General features: G+C 61.5%; 16 protein-coding genes. 7 read left to right on the top strand and 9 right to left on the bottom strand.

Annotated elements, in window-relative coordinates:
• Positions 1–16: 16 nt before the first annotated feature.
• The 5 genes from HRH33_RS00515 to aspA all read right to left on the bottom strand — a co-directional run bounded on the left by HRH33_RS00515 (position 17) and on the right by aspA (position 10,102).
• Entirely contained in the window at positions 17–1,009 is a 993-nt protein-coding gene (locus HRH33_RS00515; protein WP_167417337.1) for an AraC family transcriptional regulator, read from the bottom strand.
• Between the two features lie 62 nt (positions 1,010–1,071).
• Positions 1,072–5,673 carry a coiled-coil domain-containing protein gene (locus tag HRH33_RS00510; protein ID WP_167417336.1) on the bottom strand — a complete coding sequence of 1,534 codons (4,602 nt, stop codon included), beginning with the start codon at positions 5,671–5,673 and terminating at the stop codon, positions 1,072–1,074.
• 107 nt (positions 5,674–5,780) lie between these two features.
• The gene (locus HRH33_RS00505; RefSeq protein ID WP_167417335.1) at positions 5,781–6,758 is read right to left on the bottom strand and encodes an asparaginase; all 978 of its coding nucleotides are present in this window, start codon (positions 6,756–6,758) and stop codon (positions 5,781–5,783) included.
• Positions 6,759–6,835: 77 nt separating this feature from the next.
• Positions 6,836–8,287 carry an alanine/glycine:cation symporter family protein gene (locus HRH33_RS00500; RefSeq protein WP_167417400.1) on the bottom strand — a complete coding sequence of 484 codons (1,452 nt, stop codon included), beginning with the start codon at positions 8,285–8,287 and terminating at the stop codon, positions 6,836–6,838.
• Positions 8,288–8,677: 390 nt separating this feature from the next.
• Positions 8,678–10,102: an aspartate ammonia-lyase gene (aspA, locus tag HRH33_RS00495; protein WP_167417334.1), complete on the bottom strand. Its 1,425-nt coding sequence runs from the start codon at positions 10,100–10,102 to the stop codon at positions 8,678–8,680.
• 182 nt (positions 10,103–10,284) lie between these two features.
• On the opposite strand from aspA, the gene HRH33_RS00490 reads away from it, so the two are divergent.
• The 5 genes from HRH33_RS00490 (at position 10,285) to HRH33_RS00470 (ending at position 14,078) form a co-directional block, all read left to right on the top strand.
• Entirely contained in the window at positions 10,285–11,193 is a 909-nt protein-coding gene (locus HRH33_RS00490; RefSeq protein WP_010566930.1) for a LysR substrate-binding domain-containing protein, read from the top strand.
• A 330-nt stretch (positions 11,194–11,523) separates the two neighbouring features.
• Positions 11,524–12,015 carry a 5-(carboxyamino)imidazole ribonucleotide mutase gene (purE, locus tag HRH33_RS00485; protein WP_003195648.1) on the top strand — a complete coding sequence of 164 codons (492 nt, stop codon included), beginning with the start codon at positions 11,524–11,526 and terminating at the stop codon, positions 12,013–12,015.
• 11 nt (positions 12,016–12,026) lie between these two features.
• Entirely contained in the window at positions 12,027–13,112 is a 1,086-nt protein-coding gene (locus HRH33_RS00480; RefSeq protein WP_034139848.1) for a 5-(carboxyamino)imidazole ribonucleotide synthase, read from the top strand.
• Between the two features lie 106 nt (positions 13,113–13,218).
• The gene (locus tag HRH33_RS00475) at positions 13,219–13,464 is read left to right on the top strand and encodes a GlsB/YeaQ/YmgE family stress response membrane protein (protein ID WP_005792540.1); all 246 of its coding nucleotides are present in this window, start codon (positions 13,219–13,221) and stop codon (positions 13,462–13,464) included.
• A gap of 77 nt (positions 13,465–13,541) precedes the next feature.
• Positions 13,542–14,078, top strand: a complete 537-nt coding sequence (locus HRH33_RS00470; protein ID WP_034101528.1) for a DUF3299 domain-containing protein — start codon at positions 13,542–13,544, stop codon at positions 14,076–14,078.
• A gap of 57 nt (positions 14,079–14,135) precedes the next feature.
• Here the strand turns inward: HRH33_RS00470 and HRH33_RS00465 are convergent, their stop codons facing one another.
• Positions 14,136–15,035, bottom strand: a complete 900-nt coding sequence (locus HRH33_RS00465; protein ID WP_034115471.1) for a D-hexose-6-phosphate mutarotase — start codon at positions 15,033–15,035, stop codon at positions 14,136–14,138.
• A gap of 57 nt (positions 15,036–15,092) precedes the next feature.
• Positions 15,093–15,497, bottom strand: coding sequence for an acyl-CoA thioesterase (locus tag HRH33_RS00460; protein ID WP_003176975.1), 405 nt, complete (start codon positions 15,495–15,497; stop codon positions 15,093–15,095).
• Positions 15,498–15,896: 399 nt separating this feature from the next.
• Here HRH33_RS00460 and HRH33_RS00455 point away from each other — a divergent pair, with 399 nt between their 5' ends.
• Complete coding sequence (locus tag HRH33_RS00455) at positions 15,897–17,186, top strand: MFS transporter (RefSeq protein WP_167417333.1); 1,290 nt, start codon at positions 15,897–15,899, stop codon at positions 17,184–17,186.
• 48 nt (positions 17,187–17,234) lie between these two features.
• On the opposite strand, the gene HRH33_RS00450 is transcribed toward HRH33_RS00455, so the two are convergent.
• Together HRH33_RS00450 and HRH33_RS00445 are read right to left on the bottom strand one after the other, a co-directional pair.
• On the bottom strand, positions 17,235–17,726 hold the full coding sequence (locus HRH33_RS00450; protein ID WP_047882279.1) for a PIN domain-containing protein: 492 nt from the start codon (positions 17,724–17,726) through the stop codon (positions 17,235–17,237).
• Positions 17,723–18,781, bottom strand: coding sequence for a helix-turn-helix domain-containing protein (locus tag HRH33_RS00445; RefSeq protein WP_167417332.1), 1,059 nt, complete (start codon positions 18,779–18,781; stop codon positions 17,723–17,725). Before HRH33_RS00445 ends, HRH33_RS00450 begins: the two co-directional genes overlap by 4 nt.
• 388 nt (positions 18,782–19,169) lie before the next feature.
• Here HRH33_RS00445 and HRH33_RS00440 point away from each other — a divergent pair, with 388 nt between their 5' ends.
• Positions 19,170–20,159 carry a phosphate ABC transporter substrate-binding protein PstS gene (locus HRH33_RS00440; RefSeq protein ID WP_034101525.1) on the top strand — a complete coding sequence of 330 codons (990 nt, stop codon included), beginning with the start codon at positions 19,170–19,172 and terminating at the stop codon, positions 20,157–20,159.
• The last annotated feature ends 14 nt before the right edge of the window (positions 20,160–20,173 follow it).

Here is a 20,173-nt window from a genome sequence, read left to right as displayed (position 1 = left end):
GCCTCTTTTGCCCCCTTCATGGCCGGAACTGGCTCGGCGCGACCCCGCTCCAGCGCACGAAGGCATGCCGGAAACTCGCGGTTTCACTGAAACCCAACTGCTCGGCGATGCAGTGGATCGGCATCGCATCCTCTGCCAGCCATTGCTTGGCGCGCTCGAACCGCAATTCGTCGAGCAACTCCTGGTAGCTGCTGCCTAGATCGTGCAGGTGCCGCCGCAAGGTGCGTGACGAGCAGTTCAGCTGTTCGGCCAGCCGATCCAGCCCCGGCGCGGCGTGCAGTTGCGAGGCCAGTAACTGGCGCACGCGCCCCAGCCACGCCTGGCGCCCGGTGAATTCGGTGTTCTGTTTGCGGCAGCGTTCGGCCATGGCGCGATGGGTGATGGCATCGGCCAGCGGCAACGGTTGGTCGAGCCAGTGACGGTCGAAGGCAAACGCGTTGCCGGCGGCCTGGAACTGCAACGGGCAGGTGAAACGTTCGCGGTAGCGTGCCTGATAGGCCGGCGCCGGATAGTCGAAGCGCGCCCCCAACAGTGGCAGCGGCTGGCCGAGCAGGTCGTCGCAGATGACTTTGAGCGACACCAGGCACAGCTCGATATTGAACGCGGCCAGCGCCGGGTCTTCCCGATAATCACTGGCGGTGAACCAGATCCGTTGGCCGTCCTCTTCAAGGCTCAGCTCGAAAAGTGTTCCCAGCAATGCGGGGTAGCGCAGCGCCAGGCGCAAAGCGTCACCGAAGGTGGCACTGGTGAGCAGCGCATAGCCCAGTATGCCGTAGGACGACACGTGCATGCGCTGGCCCAGGTCCAGCCCCAGGTCGCGGCGCAGCGCTACGGCATTGGCGCAGACCCGCATCTCCTGACGCGTGGTGATTCGCGTGTCGGGCTGGTGCAGGTCCGCGCTCGCAATGCCGCTGCCGGCCAGCAGCACCTGCTGATGGATGCCGTCGGCGCTGAAGGCTTCGAGTACCAGCGAAACGGCGTTGAGAGTGGTCAGGTGCGAGTGCAGCATGGGGTAAGTCCCTGGGACGATTGCCAGAAGCGAGCAATTCCCATGCCGCGTGCAATGCCCGATCAGAGGTTGAAGAACAACCGACGGGCTTGCTCCAGATTGATTTCGCTGCGGTAGTAATCCAGCCGCTGCTGCGCGTTCAGCCCATTGACGGTGTCGGCGGCCAGCCCCAGACGGCGCTCGGCCGGGGTTTTCAACCGAGCGGAAATAAACGCCTTGGCCGGCGTCCATGACGTTGAGTAGTGGAAGTGGGCGTACCAGAGCACTTCATGGGTGGTGCGATCGGCGACGGTGTATTCATCCAGGTAATCGGGCTTGGCGCTCTTGAGTCGACGGCGGCTCATGGTTTTCTTCAAAGTGACTTTGTGGCGTTGCAGCAGCCAATCCACACCGGCGATGGTCGGCGGCTTTTCGCGGATCATGCGCAGCATATGTTGCGTGGCCTCTTGGTAGAGTTCGGCGGTGGCCTCTTTGAGTTTGCGGCTGAGAATCGCGGCGGCGCGGTGCTGGTCGGCGGTAAGGCTGGCCGACGCCAAGCCATGCTCGATGGCCTGGTCGGTCTCTTCCAGCCGCAGGGCGTGCTGGTGGTACAGGTACTCAATGCCCATTGCGGTGCGGGTGGGCTTGGCCGCCTGTTCGTCGGCGCGGGTCTTGAAGCTGTGCAAATTGTCGAGAAACCCCTTGGCTTTATCGAGGGCAACCTGGATATCCGGCACGGCGGGCGGCGTTGGCGTCGGTGTGCTGATGCGCTGCACGTACACATCCTGACCTTTCTGGTGATAGGTCGCGATCACCTGCTGTGTGATCGGCGACTTGATATCCACCAGGCCGGTTTCCAGTCCGACCGGCGTCAAGCGCGGTTCGCCGATCAATACGCCGTTGTAGCGGGTGTGGATGAATTTCATCTTGGGCTTGGGCGGCGTGGGCGGCGGCGTGGGGCGGCTCCTGAGGGCATCGCGGTCCAGGTGCAGGAGGGCCAGTTGCACCTGCGTGTCTTGTGAGTATTGGCGTATTTTGCTGCGCAAACTGGCCAGCTGCTCGGGAATGATGGCGTCGGCAAAATCTTGCGGCAGGTCTTCGAGGCGCTCATCGATCACGGCAAATTGTTCAATCAGACTCCCCAGCGCCTCGATGCGCTCATCCAGGCGTGTTTCGCTGCGTTCGTGCAAGGTGTCGCGCAGGGCCTGGATCGCGATATCGGCGGCATTGACGATCTGGTCCAAGGCCTCCCACGCATCGGGCGCGCTGCTCAGCGAGGCTTCACGCATGCACAGGTTGCGCGCCATGGTCACTTGCATGGCCCGTAGATCGCTGCTGTTGTAGGCGGGCAGGCGTTTTTTCCGTTCCTGGATCTGGCGCAGCCCTTCGGAGGGCAATTGGCGTAACTGTTCGAAGCGCGACTGCACGTAGTCCAGGCGTTCGATCATGTCTCGGTTCATTTCGGTGAGGGTTCGAGCGTCTTCGATATGCCGCTCTTGGGGTGCATGAGCCTGGCGTTCGATCTGGTCCAACACGCGGCGGAACACCGGGGTAAAGCTGCGCTGGGTCTCGCTGATGCTGGCTTCGGATAAATCCAGCTGTGCCTTGAGGTACGCCATGGCCCTGGGCTGGTAATCGGGCAAGGGGTCAAACACGTTCAGTTCTTTGAGCTGTTGCAGTGCGGTTTCATAGTCCGCGCGCTGGCTGGCGAGCTTTTGCAGGTAAAGCTGGCGCTTGGCCTCGGTCGAGGTGCCGGGGGCATCGGTTATGGCTGTGTGCGCTTGCTGCAATTCAACCTGTGCGGTTTTTTTGGCTTTCTCGAAGGCTTGCAGTTTGTCGCGCAGTTGCTTGGCTCTTTCCGCGGCTTCAAGGCTGGCTCGCTTGATCGCCCGTTTGGGGCCACCACCGCGCAAGCGCAAGCGGGTATCGATAAACCATTGGCCGGCGGCATTGTGCACCAGCATCGGCCCGCTACGTTCCGGTTGTTTCGGATCGATGATGTGCACCGGCTCGTCCGGTTGAGCCGAGACCTGAAACCAGCGTGCGCCCACGGGCACGTAATAGTGCTGCCCTGAACGGTAGAGGTGCTGATAAGTACCGGCTTCGGCGATGGGAGCACTCAGGTCTGAGGGCCTATCCACTTTGAAGCGGTCCAGGACGGTGCCGAGTTTTTCGGGCAGGCGATTGACGGCGCCGAGGATGTTCAGCGGGGATCCACGTTCGGTCAACGGGTCGCTCGCCGGGGTGGCAAGCACTTGTTGGATGACGAGTTTCTTGACTGGCGGTTCCGCCTCCGGCCCCCGGCGCGCTGCCAGTGTCGGGCCTGTACGCGAATGGCGTGTGGCGATGTGCAGGGTGATCGCCAGGCCGAGGTTGAGCAGCACATCGGTGAGGGTGGCTTGTTGCGTCGCGGTGTCGTGTTGCTGTTCGGCCTCGGCCAATTGCTTGAGTTGATCGAGGATCTGCCAAATCCACGCCGCGGTGCCAAGTGTCGGGCTGAGAAAGGGCAGCACGGCATTGAGCAGGGTCCAGCCGGCCTGCTTGAACGTTGCCCAGCGGCTTTCGGCGTTGGACACCGACGTGCGGTCCGCCAGGGCGATCAGTGCCTGCGCGTTGGCATTGAACAACGTCCCCAGCAGGTTGCCGTCCAACACGGTGTTGGCCAGGGTCATAGGACCGCTCAGGGTCCAGAGTTTATCGGGCTCGACCAGGTACTCGGCAACCGCCCACGGCGACGGCAGGTCCCCTGGGAACACGTAGTTGGCGTAGTCCTCGCGCACCGCGTCAGGCAGCCAGGCCAGGACCGAGCTGCGCAGCGATTCCGATTGCGCGATCGCATAGATCAGGTTGGCGGGCGAGGCGTATTGAACCAGCGGTGGGTCGAACAGTGGGCGATACAGCAGGCAGGGGCCGGCCGTGAGGCTTTGCGGGCCGATCACGTACATGTTTTCCACCGTGTCATACGTGCCATCCGTGCGGCGTTTGGGCGCGAACGCCAACGGGCGCATGACAATCGTCTGGTTATCGACTTTGCGCTCGTGGGCCTCGGCATTCATCAGCGCGGCGATGTAACGGTAGCCTTGCTCGTCGATTCCGTTCTGTTGGCGAAGTTTGCTTTGCAGCGCCATCAGCGGCAGTTGGATACGCACCTGTTCGGTGTACAGATTCCTGCGCCGCGTGGCTTCCTGGCGAATATCCACCAGTTGGGCTTTGATCAGCTCGGGGTAGTTCTTGCCGATATCCACCTCTTGGATCAGTTGCTCCACGTAATCGACGGTCAGCCAGGCGGGCAGCTGTGCGCCGTTGGGCAGTTGAACCGTCTTGGTGCCCAGGGGCAGTGCGATCAAGTTCTGCAGCGCCAGCTCCACCAGGGTAAAGGTGGTGGTCTCGGTGGCGCCGGGCACGATGAACGTGCCCCAGGTGACGACGCTTTGCACCCTCACCACGACTTTGTCCAAGGGCAGATGCTGGGCGTCCGGGTGGTCGATCAGCACCTGTTGCCTGAGCTGGGCCAGGGCGTACTCCTCGATGCCGGGGATGCCATCGAGGTAGGACTGGCCGGCATGCTGGCTATTAAGGGCCGCGAGGTCTTTGAGGTGCCGCGCGTAGTTGTTCAAGTCTGCGGTGGAGCCGGCGCTCAGCCAGTCGGGCAGGGCATCGCGATACCACTCCAAGCCTGGGCCTTTCTGCGCCGCCGCATCATCCGCGCCAGGGGTTGAGTTCAACGCGCTGTTGATCCGGCTGGGGCTGCCCTGGCGCAGATCGGAGAAATCCATCGCGCCAACGGCGTCCACCTGTTGAGCGATGAAGGTGCAGGCCAGGTAATCGAAAAAGTGACCGTCGGGCTCATACAGGCGCCATTGCAACCCTGACAGCTGTGCCTGTGGCCCAACGTGATCGGCCAATGACTGGCCTAACTGCTGCAAAGAATCGAACTTCTCATAGCCCTTGAGCAGGGAGTAACTGAGGATGACCGGGCGCCCTTGAACCTGCCCCGACAGCACCGCGAACATCAGCGCAGTGAACCCCTGGGCCGATTCGCCATGCAGCTGCTGGACCTCCACGATGCTGGCGGTGCTGGTGTACGGGTCGTCGACCTGCCGAGTGGCGCGCTCGGGCAAGCGGAACAGCCGACGTGCCATGGCGTGGTCGGTCTCGTCCCAGCCTTCGACGTTTTGCACGTTCCAGCCATTGCGCAGGGTGCTGGACAGTTCCTGCCAGCGCGGGCCCAGGGTATTGCTTTCGTTCCAGTAATCGACCAGGTATTCCTGAAACACACTGAGCATCACCGGGGCGCGGGTGTTGAGGATTTTTGCGATGTCGGTCATGCGCACGGGCAAATGCACCGGCGGGTCGGTCACCGGTTGGCGGGTGAGAAAATGTTCGCCCTCGATACACTGCGCCGGTACGGCAAGCACTGCCTGGCGCGCCAGCAGATCGCTCAGCGCGTGATAGTCGGGCGGCCCGGCCACAAGTTCATCGCCTACCAGGGTCCAGGTTGGCGACCCCATCAGGGTGCTGCCGGGGTCGATGTTCAGGTTCGGATAGTGTTCGTTCAGCGCCTGGCGCAACGTTGCGGTGGCGGCTTCGCGGAAGGAGGGGCCTGCATAGAACTGCGCGATCAGCTCCAGGCTGGGGTCATTGCCCGTGGGCTGTTGCGTGGCAGTGGAGGTTGAAGAGGTCATGGGGGCATTCCTGTGGTGCCGGCTGATGGAAAAAACCCGAGCGAGGGCTCGGGTTTTCCATGCTAGGCACCGCCAGGTCAGCGGCGGGAGTGACTATGTATCGGACGTCAGCTCAGTTCGCCGCACAGGTCCAGTTCGACCAGACGACGGACCTCGGCAGTTGGCAGCCCCGCCCCGAGCAGGGCGTTGAGCTTGCCGAACGCCGCCTCACGGGTCATGCCGCCACCGGACAGCACACCGACGCCGCGCAAGCGGCTGCCGGCTTCATACACGTCCAGTTCAACGCCGCCTTCATGGCATTGGGTGACGGCCACCACCACCACGCCCTGATTCTGTGCGCGCTGCAGGCTGGCGAGGAAGGCCGGATTGTCGCTGGGCCCGGTGCCGCTGCCGTAGCATTCCAAGACCAGCGCTTGGATGCCGCTGTCGATCAGGCTGTCGAGCAGCGCCGCCGAAAGACCGGGCACCAGAGGCAGCACGCCGACGTTCGCCAGCGCCTTGGGCTGGCGATAGCCCAAGGTATCGGCAATGGCATCGACCTTGGCTGCGCCGCCCTGACGCTGTAGCGCGGCGAAAGGGTGACGGCCGAAGCTGCGGATTTTCGCGCAGCGGGTCGGCGCCATCAGCGCGCCGTGGAAGTACAAATGCACGCCCGGTGCCAGGCCCGCGCCCAGCGCCAGCAGGGCGCCGTGGACGTTTTCCCAGGCATCGCTGTCGGGCACGCCCGCCGGCAGCATGGAACCGGTGAACACCACCGGCGCCGGCAGGCCCAGCAGTTGGAAGGCCATGGCCGCCGCGCTGTAGGCCAGGGTGTCGGTGCCGTGCAGGATCAGCACCGCGTCGCAGCCGTCGTCCACGGCCTCGACTACGGCGCAGCGCAGGTGCTGCCAGTAGGTCGGAGTCATGTTGGCGCTGTCGATCAGCGGGGACATTTCACGGAAGCGCCAGGTGGGCACGTTCACGTCGGCAAACTGTTCGCGCATGCGCGCTTCGAAACCCGACGCGGGCGCCAGGCCGTTGGCGCTGGCCTGCATGCCGATGGTGCCGCCGGTGTAGAGCACCATGATGTTGTTGGCTGGGGACATCGAGAATTCTCCTGAACGAAAAACGCCGCCGGGCCCCGAGCATGCCCAAGGCCGGGCGGCGTGTCATCTACCTACGCTCAACGTTGCGTTTGAGCGTTCAGTTCAGCGCTCGCTTGAGCGGCTGGCTCGGACTTGACCGGGTTGGCCGGCCAAGCCTTGCGGTCCAGGTCCAGGTCAGGGAACTGGCTGGAGTCGAACACCGGGGTCTTGATGCCCGCTGCGCGCTGGTCGTCGTAGTCCTTGAGGATGCGCATGGCGATCTTGAACAGGAACGCCAGGGCGAACAGGTTGACGAACGCCAGCATGGTCATGGTGATGTCAGCGAAGGCAAACACGGTGCTCAGGTTCTCGATCGAACCCCAGAAAATCAGCACCAGTACCAGGGTGCGGTAGCCCATCAGCACTTTGCGGTTGTTGCCCACCAGGAAGCGCAGGTTGCTCTCGCCGAGGTAGTAGTTGTACATGATCGAGGTGAACACGAACAACGCCAGGGCCACCGAAATGAACATGCGGCCCCAATCGCCGACCACTGCCGCCAGGGAGTTCTGGGTCAGGGCAATGCCATCGCCTTCAAAGCCTGGTGTGTAGAAACCGGAGAGCAGGATCAGCAGCGCGGTGCAGGTGCAGATCACGAAAGTGTCGAGGAACACGCTGAATGCCTGGACCACGCCCTGGGCGATCGGGTGGTCAACCGAGGCAACTGCCGCCACGTTAGGCGCACTGCCCAAACCGGCTTCGTTGGCGAACACGCCGCGCTTGACGCCCATGATGATCGCGCTGCCCACCAGGCCACCGAAGGCTTGGTCGAGGCCGAAGGCGCTCTTGACGATGGTCGCGAGCATGGCCGGTACGTGGTCGAATTGCAGCACGATCACGTACAGAGTCACGGCGATGTAGACCAGGGTCTTGACCGGCACCAGCAGGTCGGCGATCGACGCGATGCGCTTGATCCCGCCGATAAACACCAGGCCCAGCAATACCGCCAGCGCCAGGCCGGTGTAGGTGGTGTCCAGGCCGAAGGCGTTGTTCAGCGAGTGGGTCACGGCATGGGCTTGCAGGCCGTTGAAGGCAAAACCGAAGGTCACCAACAACAGGAACGCCATGACCATGCCCAGCCAGCGTTTGTGCAGACCGTGCTGGATGTAATAAGCCGGGCCGCCACGGAAGGTGCCTTCCGCGTCGGTACGCTTGTACAACTGGCCGAGGGAGCACTCGATAAAGCTCGAAGACATGCCTACCAATGCGGTGACCCACATCCAGAACACGGCACCCGGGCCGCCGAGGGTAACGGCAATGCCGACACCGGCGATGTTGCCGGCACCCACGCGCCCGGCGAGGCTGAGCATCAGCGCCTGGAACGAGCTGAGCTGGCCGGCGCTACTCTTGAGGCTGTCGCGAAACACCGAAAACATGTGGAAAAAGTGGCGCAGCTGTACGAAACGCGAGCGGATCGTGAAATAACCGCCGAGCCCGACAATGAGCACGATCAGTACTTTCCCTGAGAGGAAGTCGTTGATGACTTCGAGCATGGAGTGTTCCTCGCTGATTTTTCTAATGGCAAACGCAGGACGGCTCAAAGACGTCGCATCGCACCAGGCAGTGCGCGACGGTTCGACCCAATCCTTTTGCGGGTTGTTATTCATGCGGTTTCGCGGGTTTCCGGGCGTCGTTACCGACAGCCGCAGACGCGAAGAGGGGCGGCACTATACCTAGGCGAACGTGATCCGTCTGCTCGGCCTGATTAAAGGTTTCAGCCAAGCTGTTGCAGGCAAGGTGGGTTTGCAGGGCGATATTGGATTTTTTATGGGCTTCATTTCACAACCTTGAGGCAAAAAAAAGGGCCTGAAGAACGAGCCTTCAGGCCCTCAAAAGGTGAGAGGTGTCTAGTCCCTCAACCTGGTGAGCGGTGCATCTAACGCTTAGGCCTTCAGCGGGACCAAGCGTGGGGCAATCATGTTTTCGGGGCGCAGGATGTCGTCGAGCATGGCGTCGTCGAGCAAGCCTTCTTCGCGCACCAGTTCCAGCACACCGCGGCCGCTTTCCAGGGCGATACGCGCAATGCGGGTGGCGTTTTCATAGCCGATGTACGGGTTCAGCGCGGTGACCAGGCCGATGGAGTGCTCCACCAGTTCGCGGCAGCGGGCTTCGTTGGCGGTGATGCCGACGATGCAGTGCTCACGCAGCATGTCCATGGCGCGTTGCAGCAGGCGGATCGAGTCGAAGATCTTGAAAGCGATCAGCGGCTCCATCACGTTCAGTTGCAGCTGGCCGCCTTCGGCCGCCATGGTCAGGGCCAGGTCGTTGCCGATGACTTGGAACGCCACCTGGTTGACCGCTTCCGGAATCACCGGGTTGACCTTGCCAGGCATGATCGAGCTGCCTGGCTGGCGCGCCGGCAGGTTGATCTCGTTGATGCCGGTGCGTGGGCCGCTGGACAACAGACGCAGGTCGTTGCAGATCTTCGACAGCTTCACCGCGGTACGCTTGAGCATGCCGGAAAACAGCACGAAGGCGCCCATGTCGGAAGTGGCTTCGATCAGGTCGGCCGCCGCAACCACGGGCTGGCCGCTGATGACGGCCAGGCGCTGTACGGCCAGGGCCTGGTAGCGCGGGTCGGCGTTGATGCCGGTGCCGATGGCGGTGCCGCCCAGGTTCACTTCGGTCAGCAGCTCTGGCGCCAGGGTTTTCAGGCGGGCCAGGTCTTCACCGAGGGTGGTGGCGAAGGCGCGGAATTCCTGGCCGAGGGTCATCGGCACGGCGTCTTGCAGTTGGGTGCGGCCCATTTTCAGCACGTGGCTGAACTCTTCGCCCTTGGCGGCGAACGCCTGGATCAGGCTGTCGAGGCTGGCCAACAGCGCGTCATGGCCCAGCAGCAGACCCAGGCGGATCGCGGTCGGGTAGGCGTCGTTGGTCGACTGCGCCATGTTCACGTCGTTGTTGGGGTGCAGGTACTGGTATTCGCCCTTCTGATGGCCCATGGCCTCCAGCGCGATGTTGGCGATGACTTCGTTGGCATTCATGTTGGTTGAAGTGCCGGCGCCGCCTTGAATCATGTCCACCACGAATTCTTCGTGGAAATCGCCGCGGATCAGACGGGCACAGGCTTCGCTGATGGCAGCGTGCTTGGCTTCGCTGAGCTGGCCCAACTCGCGGTTGGCATCAGCGGCGGCTTGCTTGACCATTGCCAGGCCGACCACCAATTTCGGGTAATGCGAAATCGGAACGCCCGAGAGGCGGAAGTTGTTCACCGCTCGCAGGGTTTGGATGCCGTAATACGCTTGAGCGGGTACTTCGAGTACGCCAAGCAGGTCTTTTTCTGTGCGGAATGATGCAGCGGAGGACATGACGGAAATCATCTCGATATGGACCCGGGCTAAGCCGGAACGCTGTGAATCCTAGGCTTCTGGACGTTTCAGGGCCAATGCTGTTAAACACTATCCTATGCACAAACGGCATAATGAGCGTGTGACCCGGCTAACGTGGCGGGCGTGTGTGCCAAAATGGTGCATATCCGTGGGAGGAAGTGATGAACCTTGAGAGCAAATGGCTGGAAGACTTCAGTGCCCTGGCGGCGACCCGCAGCTTTTCCCAGGCGGCGGAGCGGCGCTTCGTCACCCAGCCGGCGTTCAGCCGACGCATCCGCAGCCTGGAAGCCGCGTTGGGCCTGACCCTGGTCAACCGCTCGCGCACCCCCGTGGAACTGACGGCGGCGGGGCAGTTGTTCCTGGTCACCGCGCGCACCGTGGTCGAGCAACTCGGCGAAGTGCTGCGCCATTTGCATCACTTGGAAGGCGGGCAGGGCGAAGTCATGCAAGTGGCGGCCGCCCACTCTCTGGCGCTGGGGTTCTTCCCACGCTGGATCGCGCAACTGCGCAACGAAGGCCTGAACATCGCCACGCGGCTGGTGGCCACCAACGTCGGCGATGCCGTGCATGCCCTGCGTGAAGGTGGCTGTGATTTGATGCTAGCGTTCTACGACCCGGACGCAGCAATGCAGATGGACGCCGAAATCTTCCCGTCCCTGCACCTGGGCAACACCGAAATGCTGCCGGTGTGCGCCGCCGATGCGGATGGCAAGCCGCTGTTCGATCTGGAAGGCGAGGGCAGCGTGCCGTTGCTGGCCTACAGCGCCGGTGCCTTCCTGGGCCGCTCGGTGCATTTGCTGCTGCGCCAGCGCGCCTTGCGCTTTACCACTGTGTACGAAACCGCCATGGCCGACAGCCTCAAAAGCATGGCGCTGGAAGGCTTGGGTATTGCGTGGGTGCCGCAACTGAGCGTGCGTGCCGAACTGGCCCGCGGCGAGTTGGTGGTCTGCGGCGGGCCGCAATGGCATGTGCCGCTGGAAATTCGTCTGTACCGCTGTGCGTTGGTGCGTAAGGCGAATGTGCGGTTGTTGTGGCGTAAGTTGGAAGGTGGGGCGGCGCAGAATACTTGAGCCAACACAGATCAAATGTGGGAGCTGGCTTGCCTGCGATAGTGGTGTATCAGCCGACATTTCAGGCACTGACCTTCCGCCATCGCAGGCAAGCCGGCTCCCACAGGGTTTGTAGTGTTTTCGCTGACCTGAAAGTCAATAAAATCGCCGGTTTGCGGCACTGGACAGATGGTCGTTCCAGGGGCTGTTTATCTGAATTATTACGGTATACTGCGCGGCCTTCGGCCGGTCCAACCGGCCACCATTCGTACAACAAGCCACGCCGGATTTCCCGCGTGGCTTGTTGTTTTTTGACGCGCCTGCGGGCGCCCAGAGAGAAGAGGCACGACGATGAGTGCATTGGTTGGCGTGATCATGGGCTCCAAGTCCGATTGGTCCACCCTTAGCCACACCGCCGATATGCTGGAAAAACTCGGCATTCCGTACGAAGTGAAGGTGGTCTCTGCCCACCGCACCCCGGACCTGCTGTTCCAGTATGCCGATGAAGCAGAATCCCGAGGCATCGAGGTGATCATCGCTGGCGCCGGCGGCGCAGCGCACCTTCCCGGCATGTGTGCGGCCAAGACCCACCTGCCGGTGCTCGGTGTGCCGGTGCAATCGTCGATGCTCTCGGGCGTGGATTCGCTGTTGTCCATCGTGCAGATGCCGGCCGGCATCCCGGTGGCGACCCTGGCGATCGGCAAGGCCGGCGCGATCAACGCCGCGTTGCTGTCTGCCAGCATCCTGGGCGCCAAGCACCCGCAGTTCCACGCGGTGCTGAAAAAATTCCGTGCTGAACAGACAGACAGCGTGCTGGACAATCCAGACCCACGCATCGCCTGAGGTTGTAGACCATGAAGATCGGTGTAATCGGTGGCGGCCAGCTGGGCCGCATGCTCGCCCTGGCGGGCACCCCGCTGGGGATGAACTTCGCTTTCCTGGACCCGGCGCCGGACGCCTGCGCCGCGGCCTTGGGTGAGCATCTGCGCGCTGACTACAGCGACCCGGATCACCTGCGCCAACTGGCCGACGAAGTGGACCTGGTGACCTTCGAGTTCGAAAGCGTCCCGGCTGAAACCGTGGCCTTCCTGTCGCAATTCGTGCCCGTGTACCCGAGCGCCGAAGCCTTGCGCATCGCCCGCGACCGTTGGTTCGAGAAAAGCATGTTTAAGGACCTGGGCATTCCGACCCCGGACTTCGCCGATATCCAGTCCCAAGCGGACCTGGAAGCCGCCGTCGCCCGCATCGGCCTGCCGGCCGTGCTGAAAACCCGCACCCTGGGTTACGACGGCAAGGGCCAGAAAGTGCTGCGCACCGAAGCGGATGTGATTGGCACCTTCGCTGAACTGGGCAGCGTTGCCTGCCTGCTGGAAGGCTTTGTGCCCTTCACCGGCGAGGTCTCACTGATCGCCGTGCGCGCCCGCGATGGCGAAACCCGTTTTTACCCGCTGGTGCACAACACCCACGACAGCGGCATCCTCAAGCTGTCGGTAGCCAGCACCGATCACCCATTGCAGGCCCTGGCCGAAGACTATTCCAGCCGTGTGCTCAAGCAACTGGATTACGTCGGCGTGATGGCGTTCGAGTTCTTTGAAGTCGACGGTGGCCTCAAGGCCAACGAGATCGCCCCACGCGTTCACAACTCCGGGCACTGGACCACCGAAGGCGCCGAGTGCAGCCAGTTCGAGAACCACCTGCGGGCGGTAGCGGGCTTGCCGCTGGGCTCCACGGCCAAGGTGGGCGAGAGCGCGATGCTCAATTTCATCGGCGTGGTCCCGCCGGTAGAGCGCGTGATTGCGATCGACGACTGCCACCTGCACCACTACGGCAAGGCCTTCAAGGCCGGGCGCAAGGTCGGCCACGCCAACCTGCGTTGCCAGGACCGCGCGACGCTGCAGGCGCAGATCCTCAAGGTCGAAGCGCTGATCGCCGAGCAATAAGCCTCGGCACGGCGGGAACCATTGGGGCCCGCCGTCTCTCTGAATGCAGGATGGTAAAGCCTGGCTAGGCTTTGCCATGACACACATTCATTCAGAGGGAAATGCCATGGGTATCATCGGAACCATTTTTATCGGCCTGATCGTCGGTCTGCTCGCGCGTTTCCTCAAGCCTGGCGACGACAGCATGGGCTGGATCATGACCATCCTGCTCGGTATCGCCGGCTCCCTGGCCGCGACTTACGGTGGCCAGGCGCTGGGTATCTATCAGGCAGGTCAAGGTGCTGGCTTCATCGGTGCGCTGGTCGGCGCAATCGTCTTGCTGGTGATCTACGGCCTGATCAAAAAGAAGTAATCAGCCGACAAAGTCCTCTGCGCTGCGCAGGCGCAGAGGGCTAGAATGCTCGGCACTTGTACTTGCCGAGCCTCTCCATGCGCCGTTTTCTATTGATTTTTCTCCTGCTGGGCACTGGCCTGGCACACGCCGGCGAACTGCCGGAAACCGACTGGCTCGACCTGATGCCGCTGTCGGACCAAAAGGCCCTTGAGGCCATGCCCGAGATCGATCACAACTCCCCCGAAGCCCAGGGCACCTTTACCGACAAAGGCGGCTTGAAGCAGAGCAAAGGCTTGCCGGCGGTGATGTATTCCACCAAGACCGTGGCCGCCATGAACGGCAAGAATATCCGCATCGGCGGTTACCCGGTTCCGCTGGAAACCGACGCCAAGGGCCGCAGCACGCTGTTCTTTCTGGTGCCGTACCCAGGGGCCTGCATTCACGTACCGCCACCGCCGCCCAACCAACTGGTGCTGGTGCGTTATCCCAAGGGGTTGAAGCTGGACGACATCTACACGCCGCTGTGGGTGACCGGCACGTTGAAGGTGGAGACGGTGAATAACGATTTGGCCGACGCGGCCTATGCGCTGGATGCGGGCAAGGTGCGAGTAGTCAAGGAATCCGATCTCTAAGCCGCAATACCATCAATGTGGGAGGGGGGTTGCCCCTTCCCACATTGGGTTCTTTATCTACAGCGCGATGCCGGTGATGCTTACGCCCAGGGTATGGCGTTCGTTCGGCGCCAGCGTTACCACATCGTCCAGCACGTTCGCCGTCTCGATGCACAGCATGTTTTGCCAGCCGTCATCGGCCATATCGTCGAAGGCTTTGGCCCGCTCGGTCCAGGGGTTCCAGATCACTGTCGATTTAGAGCCCTGGGCCGTGAGCTGGATGCGGCGCTGCCAGTCTTTGTCGACGATGCTCACCTGCGCGGGCGTGTCGAGGTAGATGCGGTCGGTCTCGGCATTGAAGCGCAGCGGGCCAGACTGGGTCTTACTGGTCCAGCCGTCGGCGGTGTCGATATATGTCGTGCCGTCCAGGCCTTCAACCTGAACCTGACGCACATCGCTGACGGCGAAGTAGGTATGCAGCGCCTGGCTCAGAGTCACGGTGTCGGTGCCACGGTTGTGGCTGGTCAGGCGGATGTGCAGTTGCTCGTCCAGCAGCAGGCTCAGGGTGAGATCGACCTGATGGGGCCAGCCGGGGAAGCCGCCCGCGGGTACCGGTAGCACCAGGTCGATGCGCAAGGCGTCACCTTCAAGCTCGGCTCCGGCCAACTCCCAGCGTGCGGTGCGCGCAAACCCGTGAGCGCCGGCCGGTTGGTCACTCTGGCGCATCGCTTTGACGCTATCGGGGTTGCGGTCGAAAACGCCAAACCATGGCCAACACACCGGCACGCCGGTACGAATGCCTTTGCCCTGCTTGAATACCGCTTCGGGGTTCGGCCAGATCAACGGCTGCTCACCATCGCGCTGGTAGCTGAAGATATGCGCACCCTGCCGGGCCACCTGCAGCTCAGCGCCGTTATGGCGGATGCGCCAGCAGTCCAGCTCGTCGATTGTCACGGTTTCAACGTGGGGCGTAGGCATACGAAGCACTCTCAATGGCAGGTAATGGGGCAATTGACCGTCAAAACCCGATGAGGTTTAACGCGCGCGTGACGGTACCGAACGCGTGCGGCCGCTGCCGTCGATGGCGACGAACACGAAGACCGCCTCGGTCACCTTGCGCCATTCGCTGGACAGGGGGTCGTCGCTCCACACTTCGACCATCATCTGTATCGAGCTGCGGCCGATTTCCAGGGCCTGGGTGTAAAAGGACAATTGCGCGCCCACCGCCACTGGCACCAGGAACGCCATACGATCGATGGCTACCGTGGCCACACGCCCGCCAGCGACCTTGCTGGCCATGGCGGTGCCGGCCAGGTCCATCTGCGCGACCAGCCAGCCGCCGAAGATGTCGCCAAAGCCGTTGGTTTCACGCGGAAGCGCAGTGATTTGCAGGGCGAGATCGCCTTGCGGGATAGGATCTTCTTGTTCGAGTTCGATCATGCCGAGGGTGCCTCTGACCCGTGACGCTTCATGGGTATTTCAAGTGGATAGCCGTCTTCTGGAAAAACGTTTCAGCACCATACCCCGCCTGATGCGTTTCTCGTAAGGCGTACTAAAGGGAAACTCTGCCAAAGCGGCTGGGTGGCGCCAACGTCGTTTTGGCACAGCAGCCCTCAAGACTGCGGGTCTGGCGCGTGCAAGGGCCGAGTATATCGACACCCATGCGCCACGACGACCTCCCGGCGCTCATTTGGTCGGCATTTAGCGGCTGTAATGCGGCTTTTTCCGTCAACTGTGCTTCTGGTGTGCTTTTCCAGGCGATTTGCTATCTTGCCGAACCCGTCCTGGCGCAGCCAGCACCTGGGATCTGCCGTTCTGACTAATAAGAGAAGCCTTGCCATGTCCTCCGTGCCCGCAAGCAGTGCGCAACCCTCGCGCCCGCTGACCCGCAACGACTACAAAACCCTGTCGCTGTCCGCCTTGGGCGGGGCGCTGGAGTTCTACGACTTCATCATTTTTGTGTTTTTCGCCACCGTGGTCGGAAAACTCTTCTTTCCGGTCGACATGCCCGAATGGCTGCGCATGATGCAGACCTTCGGCATCTTCGCCGCCGGCTACCTGGCGCGTCCGCTGGGGGGCATCATCATGGCGCACTTCGGCGACCTGCTGGGGCGCAAGAAGATGTTCACCTTGAGCATCTTCATGATGGCCGTGCCGACCTTGATCATGGGCTTGCTGCCGACCTACGCGCAGATCGGTTTGTGGGCGCCGCTGTTGTTGCTGCTGATGCGCATCATCCAAGGCGCGGCAATCGGCGGGGAGGTGCCGGGAGCATGGGTATTTGTGTCCGAGCACGTGCCGCCACGGCATATCGGCTATGCCTGCGGCACCCTGACCAGCGGCCTGACCGCCGGTATTCTGCTGGGGTCGCTGGTGGCCACTGCCATCAACACGCTGTATAGCCCGGAACAGGTGTCGGATTACGCCTGGCGTATCCCGTTCCTGCTCGGCGGTGTGTTCGGCCTGTTGTCGGTGTACCTGCGTCGCTGGTTGCATGAAACGCCGATTTTTGCCGAGATGCAGCAACGCAAGACCCTGGCCGCCGAGTTGCCGTTGCGCGCGGTGCTGCGCGATCACCGTGGCGCCGTCGTGCTGTCGATGCTGCTGACCTGGCTGCTATCGGCCGGCGTGGTGGTGGTCATCCTGATGACGCCGACCGTGCTGCAGACCATATATCACTTCAGCCCCACCGTGGCGCTGCAAGCCAACAGCCTGGCCATCGTGACCCTGAGCCTGGGCTGCATCGCCTCCGGCGCCCTGGCCGACCGCTTCGGCGCCGGGCGCGTGCTGACCGCCGGTTGCGCGTTGCTGCTGGCGACCTCCTGGACGCTCTACCACAGCCTTCTCGACCACCCCGACTGGCTGTTCCCGCTGTACGCCCTGACCGGCCTGTTCGTCGGCACCATCGGCGTGGTGCCTTACGTGATGGTCAAAGCTTTCCCACCGGTGGTGCGCTTCAGCGGCCTGTCGTTCTCCTACAACGTGGCCTACGCGGTGTTCGGCGGGCTGACGCCGTTGGTGGTGTCGCTGCTGATGAAGGAAAGCCCGATGGGCCCGGCGTACTACGTGGCCGTGCTGTGTGTGATGGGGATCTTGGTGGGTGGGTATCTGTGGAAGCGTGGGCGCTGAGTGATCAGAACGCCGACTGTGTACACGGATGTACCTGTTAGTCGGAGTTTAGAGGGGGCGCCATGTGGAGAGTCTCGCCAGGCACTCTGATGCTGGCAGACGGGCTCCCCCTGTGAGCATATTGTCCAGAGCCATTGCGGCTTCGCTCGTATTGACGACTTGATATTCGACCATCAGATCGAGCAGCCACAGTGCGCCATGCACGTGTAATCCGTCCCGAATGGCCTGGCGCCGTAGCTTCCCATCCCCTGTCAACAATGGTCTGCCGGTAACTTGTGCGAGCAGGTAGCAGGAAACGTCAGCCAGCGAGCTGTTGTTGTGTTCGGCTTTCAGGCCGACGAGCTTTTGTACGCCATCCCCATCGAATGTTTCTACAACCAGCCCTTTGGCAAGAAGTTCGTCATGAGGGAAATCCTCAAGTTCGTACATCACAAAGTCAGTACAACAGAACGTGAACGGCAGCCTGAACATGTGATCCAGCAATCCTGCATTTCTGAAGTCAATCCAGATGTTGGTATCGCTGATATAGATCAGGCTCATGCGCTCTCCAGTGAGCCCAGAAAATTGGGGTCCAGAGCCTTCACTGAACGGCGCAGTAACTCCGCCGCTCGTGACTTGGTAATAAGTCCCTCCGCCAACCCCCAGAACACAAGTGACTCGAAACGCTGAGGGGGTTTACAAGGCAGCGGTTCAGGTTCTGCCTTTCGCCAGCCGTTGCTGCTGAATTGAATAGTCAGAGACTTATAGCCGCCCTCACCCAGTAGGTTGAGGTCTTTCAGGCGACGGAGTACCGCCTGCATGGATAGTCCGTATTGGCGTTTGACGATCAAGAGTTCCCGGGGATGAACCCGAGACCGCTGATGGCCGCCAAAGTCTGCGGTGACACGCTTAGCTGGGTATAAAAAAGCGCCTGCAAAGCGGTGGCAGCAGTTTTCTTTATCGCGCTCGGGCATGTCGTCTGGCAATCGCATGACCCAATGGCCCAATTCATGTGCCGCGGTAAAGCGAATGCGTTCGCCTGGTCGTTGTGCATTCAGAGCAATCAGCACATGTTGGCCGTCATTGGTCGAGGCACAGGCGCCATCAAAATCCTCTAGGCCGCTGAGCATCACCACCTTGATGCCGTGTTCTTCCAATTGCTCGGTCAAATGAGCGATGGGGTCTTCACCAATGTCCCAATATCTGCGGAGCTCATCTGCCGCTCGTTCAGCCTCCTCAATGGATGATACCGACAGCATTTGAGCGGGGGTCTTGGCAGTTTGTATATCCTCCGGGTCGAAGCACGCTTCAAGGGCGATATAGCGCTCCAGATGTTCTCGGATCTGTTCTTCGACCTGAACCTGGCGGTATTGAGGCATTTTCGCCAGTTTTCGGAACTCCAGTGGCGCGAGGGGCAGAGCTGGGGGACGAAAGAAGTACTCAGGACTCACCTCCAGCGCTTTTGCCAATTGCAGAAGGCGCCGAGAGCTGGGTTGGCTCAATCCTTTCTCATATTTGCTCAAGCCTTGCTTGGTTATGTCGCCAAGGCTGAGCGCAAGCGCTTCCAGCGACATTCCACGCAACAACCTTGCGCGGCGGATTCGGTCGTTGATCATGTGAGGTCTCCTTCGGTTGACAAGGTTATGCTTTGCTTTTGTTTTGTCAACCTAAGGTCTAGGAAGCTTTTTCAGCCTGCAAAGGCTTGGAGTCTCTGATGGTTGAATATGCAATGACGCGAGGCAGGTTAGTCAGGTCGATTCCTAGCTACAACCCTAGAGAACTGTGGGAAGTTTTCCACTAACAATTACAGAGTGTTTCCAAGCCTGAGCCTCGAAACATCTATCTGCTCATGCAGCCCGTTCGGTGCGGGGGGTTGCCCTCCAATCGCCGCCCTCGTTCCATACTGGCCTTTCATCTAATTGTCACATTCCAGACATAGAGTGTTCACACGGCCTACCGATACTTGGCCCCGATCCAACTATCCCTATCTGCTAGGAGCAAGGCATGAAACTGAAACGTTTGATGGCGGCAATGACGTTTGTCGCTGCTGGCGTTGCGACCGCCAACGCGGTGGCCGCTGGTGTTGACCCGGCAATTCCGGCGTATGTGAAGACCACTGGTGTGTCGGGCAACTTGTCCAGCGTCGGGTCTGACACCCTGGCCAACCTGATGACCCTGTGGGCTGAGGGTTACAAAAAGGAATACCCGAACGTCAACATCCAGATTCAAGCTGCCGGTTCCGCCACTGCGCCACCTGCGCTGACTGAAGGCACCTCCAACCTGGGCCCGATGAGCCGCAAGATGAAGGACACCGAACTGGCGGCCTTCGAGCAGAAGTACGGCTACAAGCCAACCGCTATTCCGGTGGCCGTGGACGCCCTGGCCGTGTTCGTACACAAGGACAACCCGATCCAGCACCTGACCATGGAACAAGTCGACGCGATCTTCTCCTCGACTCGCCTGTGCGGTGCTAAAGCCGACGTGAAAACCTGGGGCGACCTGGGTGTGACCGGCGACCTGGCCAACAAGCCGGTGCAGCTGTTCGGTCGTAACTCGGTATCCGGTACCTACGGCTACTTCAAAGAAGAAGCCCTGTGCAAAGGCGACTACAAGCCTAACGTGAACGAGCAACCAGGCTCGGCGTCGGTTGTGCAGTCGATCAGTTCCTCGCTGAACGGCATCGGTTACTCGGGCATCGGCTACAAGACCGCCAGCGTGAAAACCGTACCGCTGGCCAAAAAAGGCAGCACTGAGTTCATCGAAGACAGCGAAGAAAACGCCCTGAATGGCAAATACCCGCTGTCGCGCTTCCTCTACGTGTACGTCAACAAGGCCCCGAACAAGCCTCTGGCTCCGCTGGAAGCTGAGTTCGTGAAGCTGGTGCTGTCCAAGCAGGGCCAGGAAGTGGTGGTCAAAGACGGTTACATCCCACTGCCAGCCAAAGTTGCCGCCAAGGCACTGGCTGATCTGGGTCTGAAAGAAGGCGGCAAGTAAGCCACCGGTCAAAT

It is taken from the genome of Pseudomonas rhodesiae (genome assembly GCF_013285305.1).
In the GTDB taxonomy this organism is placed as follows: domain Bacteria; phylum Pseudomonadota; class Gammaproteobacteria; order Pseudomonadales; family Pseudomonadaceae; genus Aquipseudomonas; species Aquipseudomonas rhodesiae.
This window is presented reverse-complemented; position numbering and strand designations above follow the sequence as displayed.

What these genes read in the sequence shown, in the direction of transcription:
- HRH33_RS00440 (WP_034101525.1), top strand. Translation starts at nt 19,170, where the DNA reads ATGAAACTGAAACGTTTGATGGCGGCAATGACGTTTGTCGCTGCTGGC.
- HRH33_RS00475 (WP_005792540.1), top strand. Translation starts at nt 13,219, where the DNA reads ATGGGTATCATCGGAACCATTTTTATCGGCCTGATCGTCGGTCTGCTC.
- HRH33_RS00470 (WP_034101528.1), top strand. Translation starts at nt 13,542, where the DNA reads ATGCGCCGTTTTCTATTGATTTTTCTCCTGCTGGGCACTGGCCTGGCA.
- purE (WP_003195648.1), top strand. Translation starts at nt 11,524, where the DNA reads ATGAGTGCATTGGTTGGCGTGATCATGGGCTCCAAGTCCGATTGGTCC.
- HRH33_RS00460 (WP_003176975.1), bottom strand. Translation starts at nt 15,497, where the DNA reads ATGATCGAACTCGAACAAGAAGATCCTATCCCGCAAGGCGATCTCGCC.
- HRH33_RS00500 (WP_167417400.1), bottom strand. Translation starts at nt 8,287, where the DNA reads ATGCTCGAAGTCATCAACGACTTCCTCTCAGGGAAAGTACTGATCGTG.
- HRH33_RS00445 (WP_167417332.1), bottom strand. Translation starts at nt 18,781, where the DNA reads ATGATCAACGACCGAATCCGCCGCGCAAGGTTGTTGCGTGGAATGTCG.
- HRH33_RS00490 (WP_010566930.1), top strand. Translation starts at nt 10,285, where the DNA reads ATGAACCTTGAGAGCAAATGGCTGGAAGACTTCAGTGCCCTGGCGGCG.
- aspA (WP_167417334.1), bottom strand. Translation starts at nt 10,102, where the DNA reads ATGTCCTCCGCTGCATCATTCCGCACAGAAAAAGACCTGCTTGGCGTA.
- HRH33_RS00455 (WP_167417333.1), top strand. Translation starts at nt 15,897, where the DNA reads ATGTCCTCCGTGCCCGCAAGCAGTGCGCAACCCTCGCGCCCGCTGACC.
- HRH33_RS00515 (WP_167417337.1), bottom strand. Translation starts at nt 1,009, where the DNA reads ATGCTGCACTCGCACCTGACCACTCTCAACGCCGTTTCGCTGGTACTC.
- HRH33_RS00465 (WP_034115471.1), bottom strand. Translation starts at nt 15,035, where the DNA reads ATGCCTACGCCCCACGTTGAAACCGTGACAATCGACGAGCTGGACTGC.
- HRH33_RS00450 (WP_047882279.1), bottom strand. Translation starts at nt 17,726, where the DNA reads ATGAGCCTGATCTATATCAGCGATACCAACATCTGGATTGACTTCAGA.
- HRH33_RS00510 (WP_167417336.1), bottom strand. Translation starts at nt 5,673, where the DNA reads ATGACCTCTTCAACCTCCACTGCCACGCAACAGCCCACGGGCAATGAC.
- HRH33_RS00480 (WP_034139848.1), top strand. Translation starts at nt 12,027, where the DNA reads ATGAAGATCGGTGTAATCGGTGGCGGCCAGCTGGGCCGCATGCTCGCC.
- HRH33_RS00505 (WP_167417335.1), bottom strand. Translation starts at nt 6,758, where the DNA reads ATGTCCCCAGCCAACAACATCATGGTGCTCTACACCGGCGGCACCATC.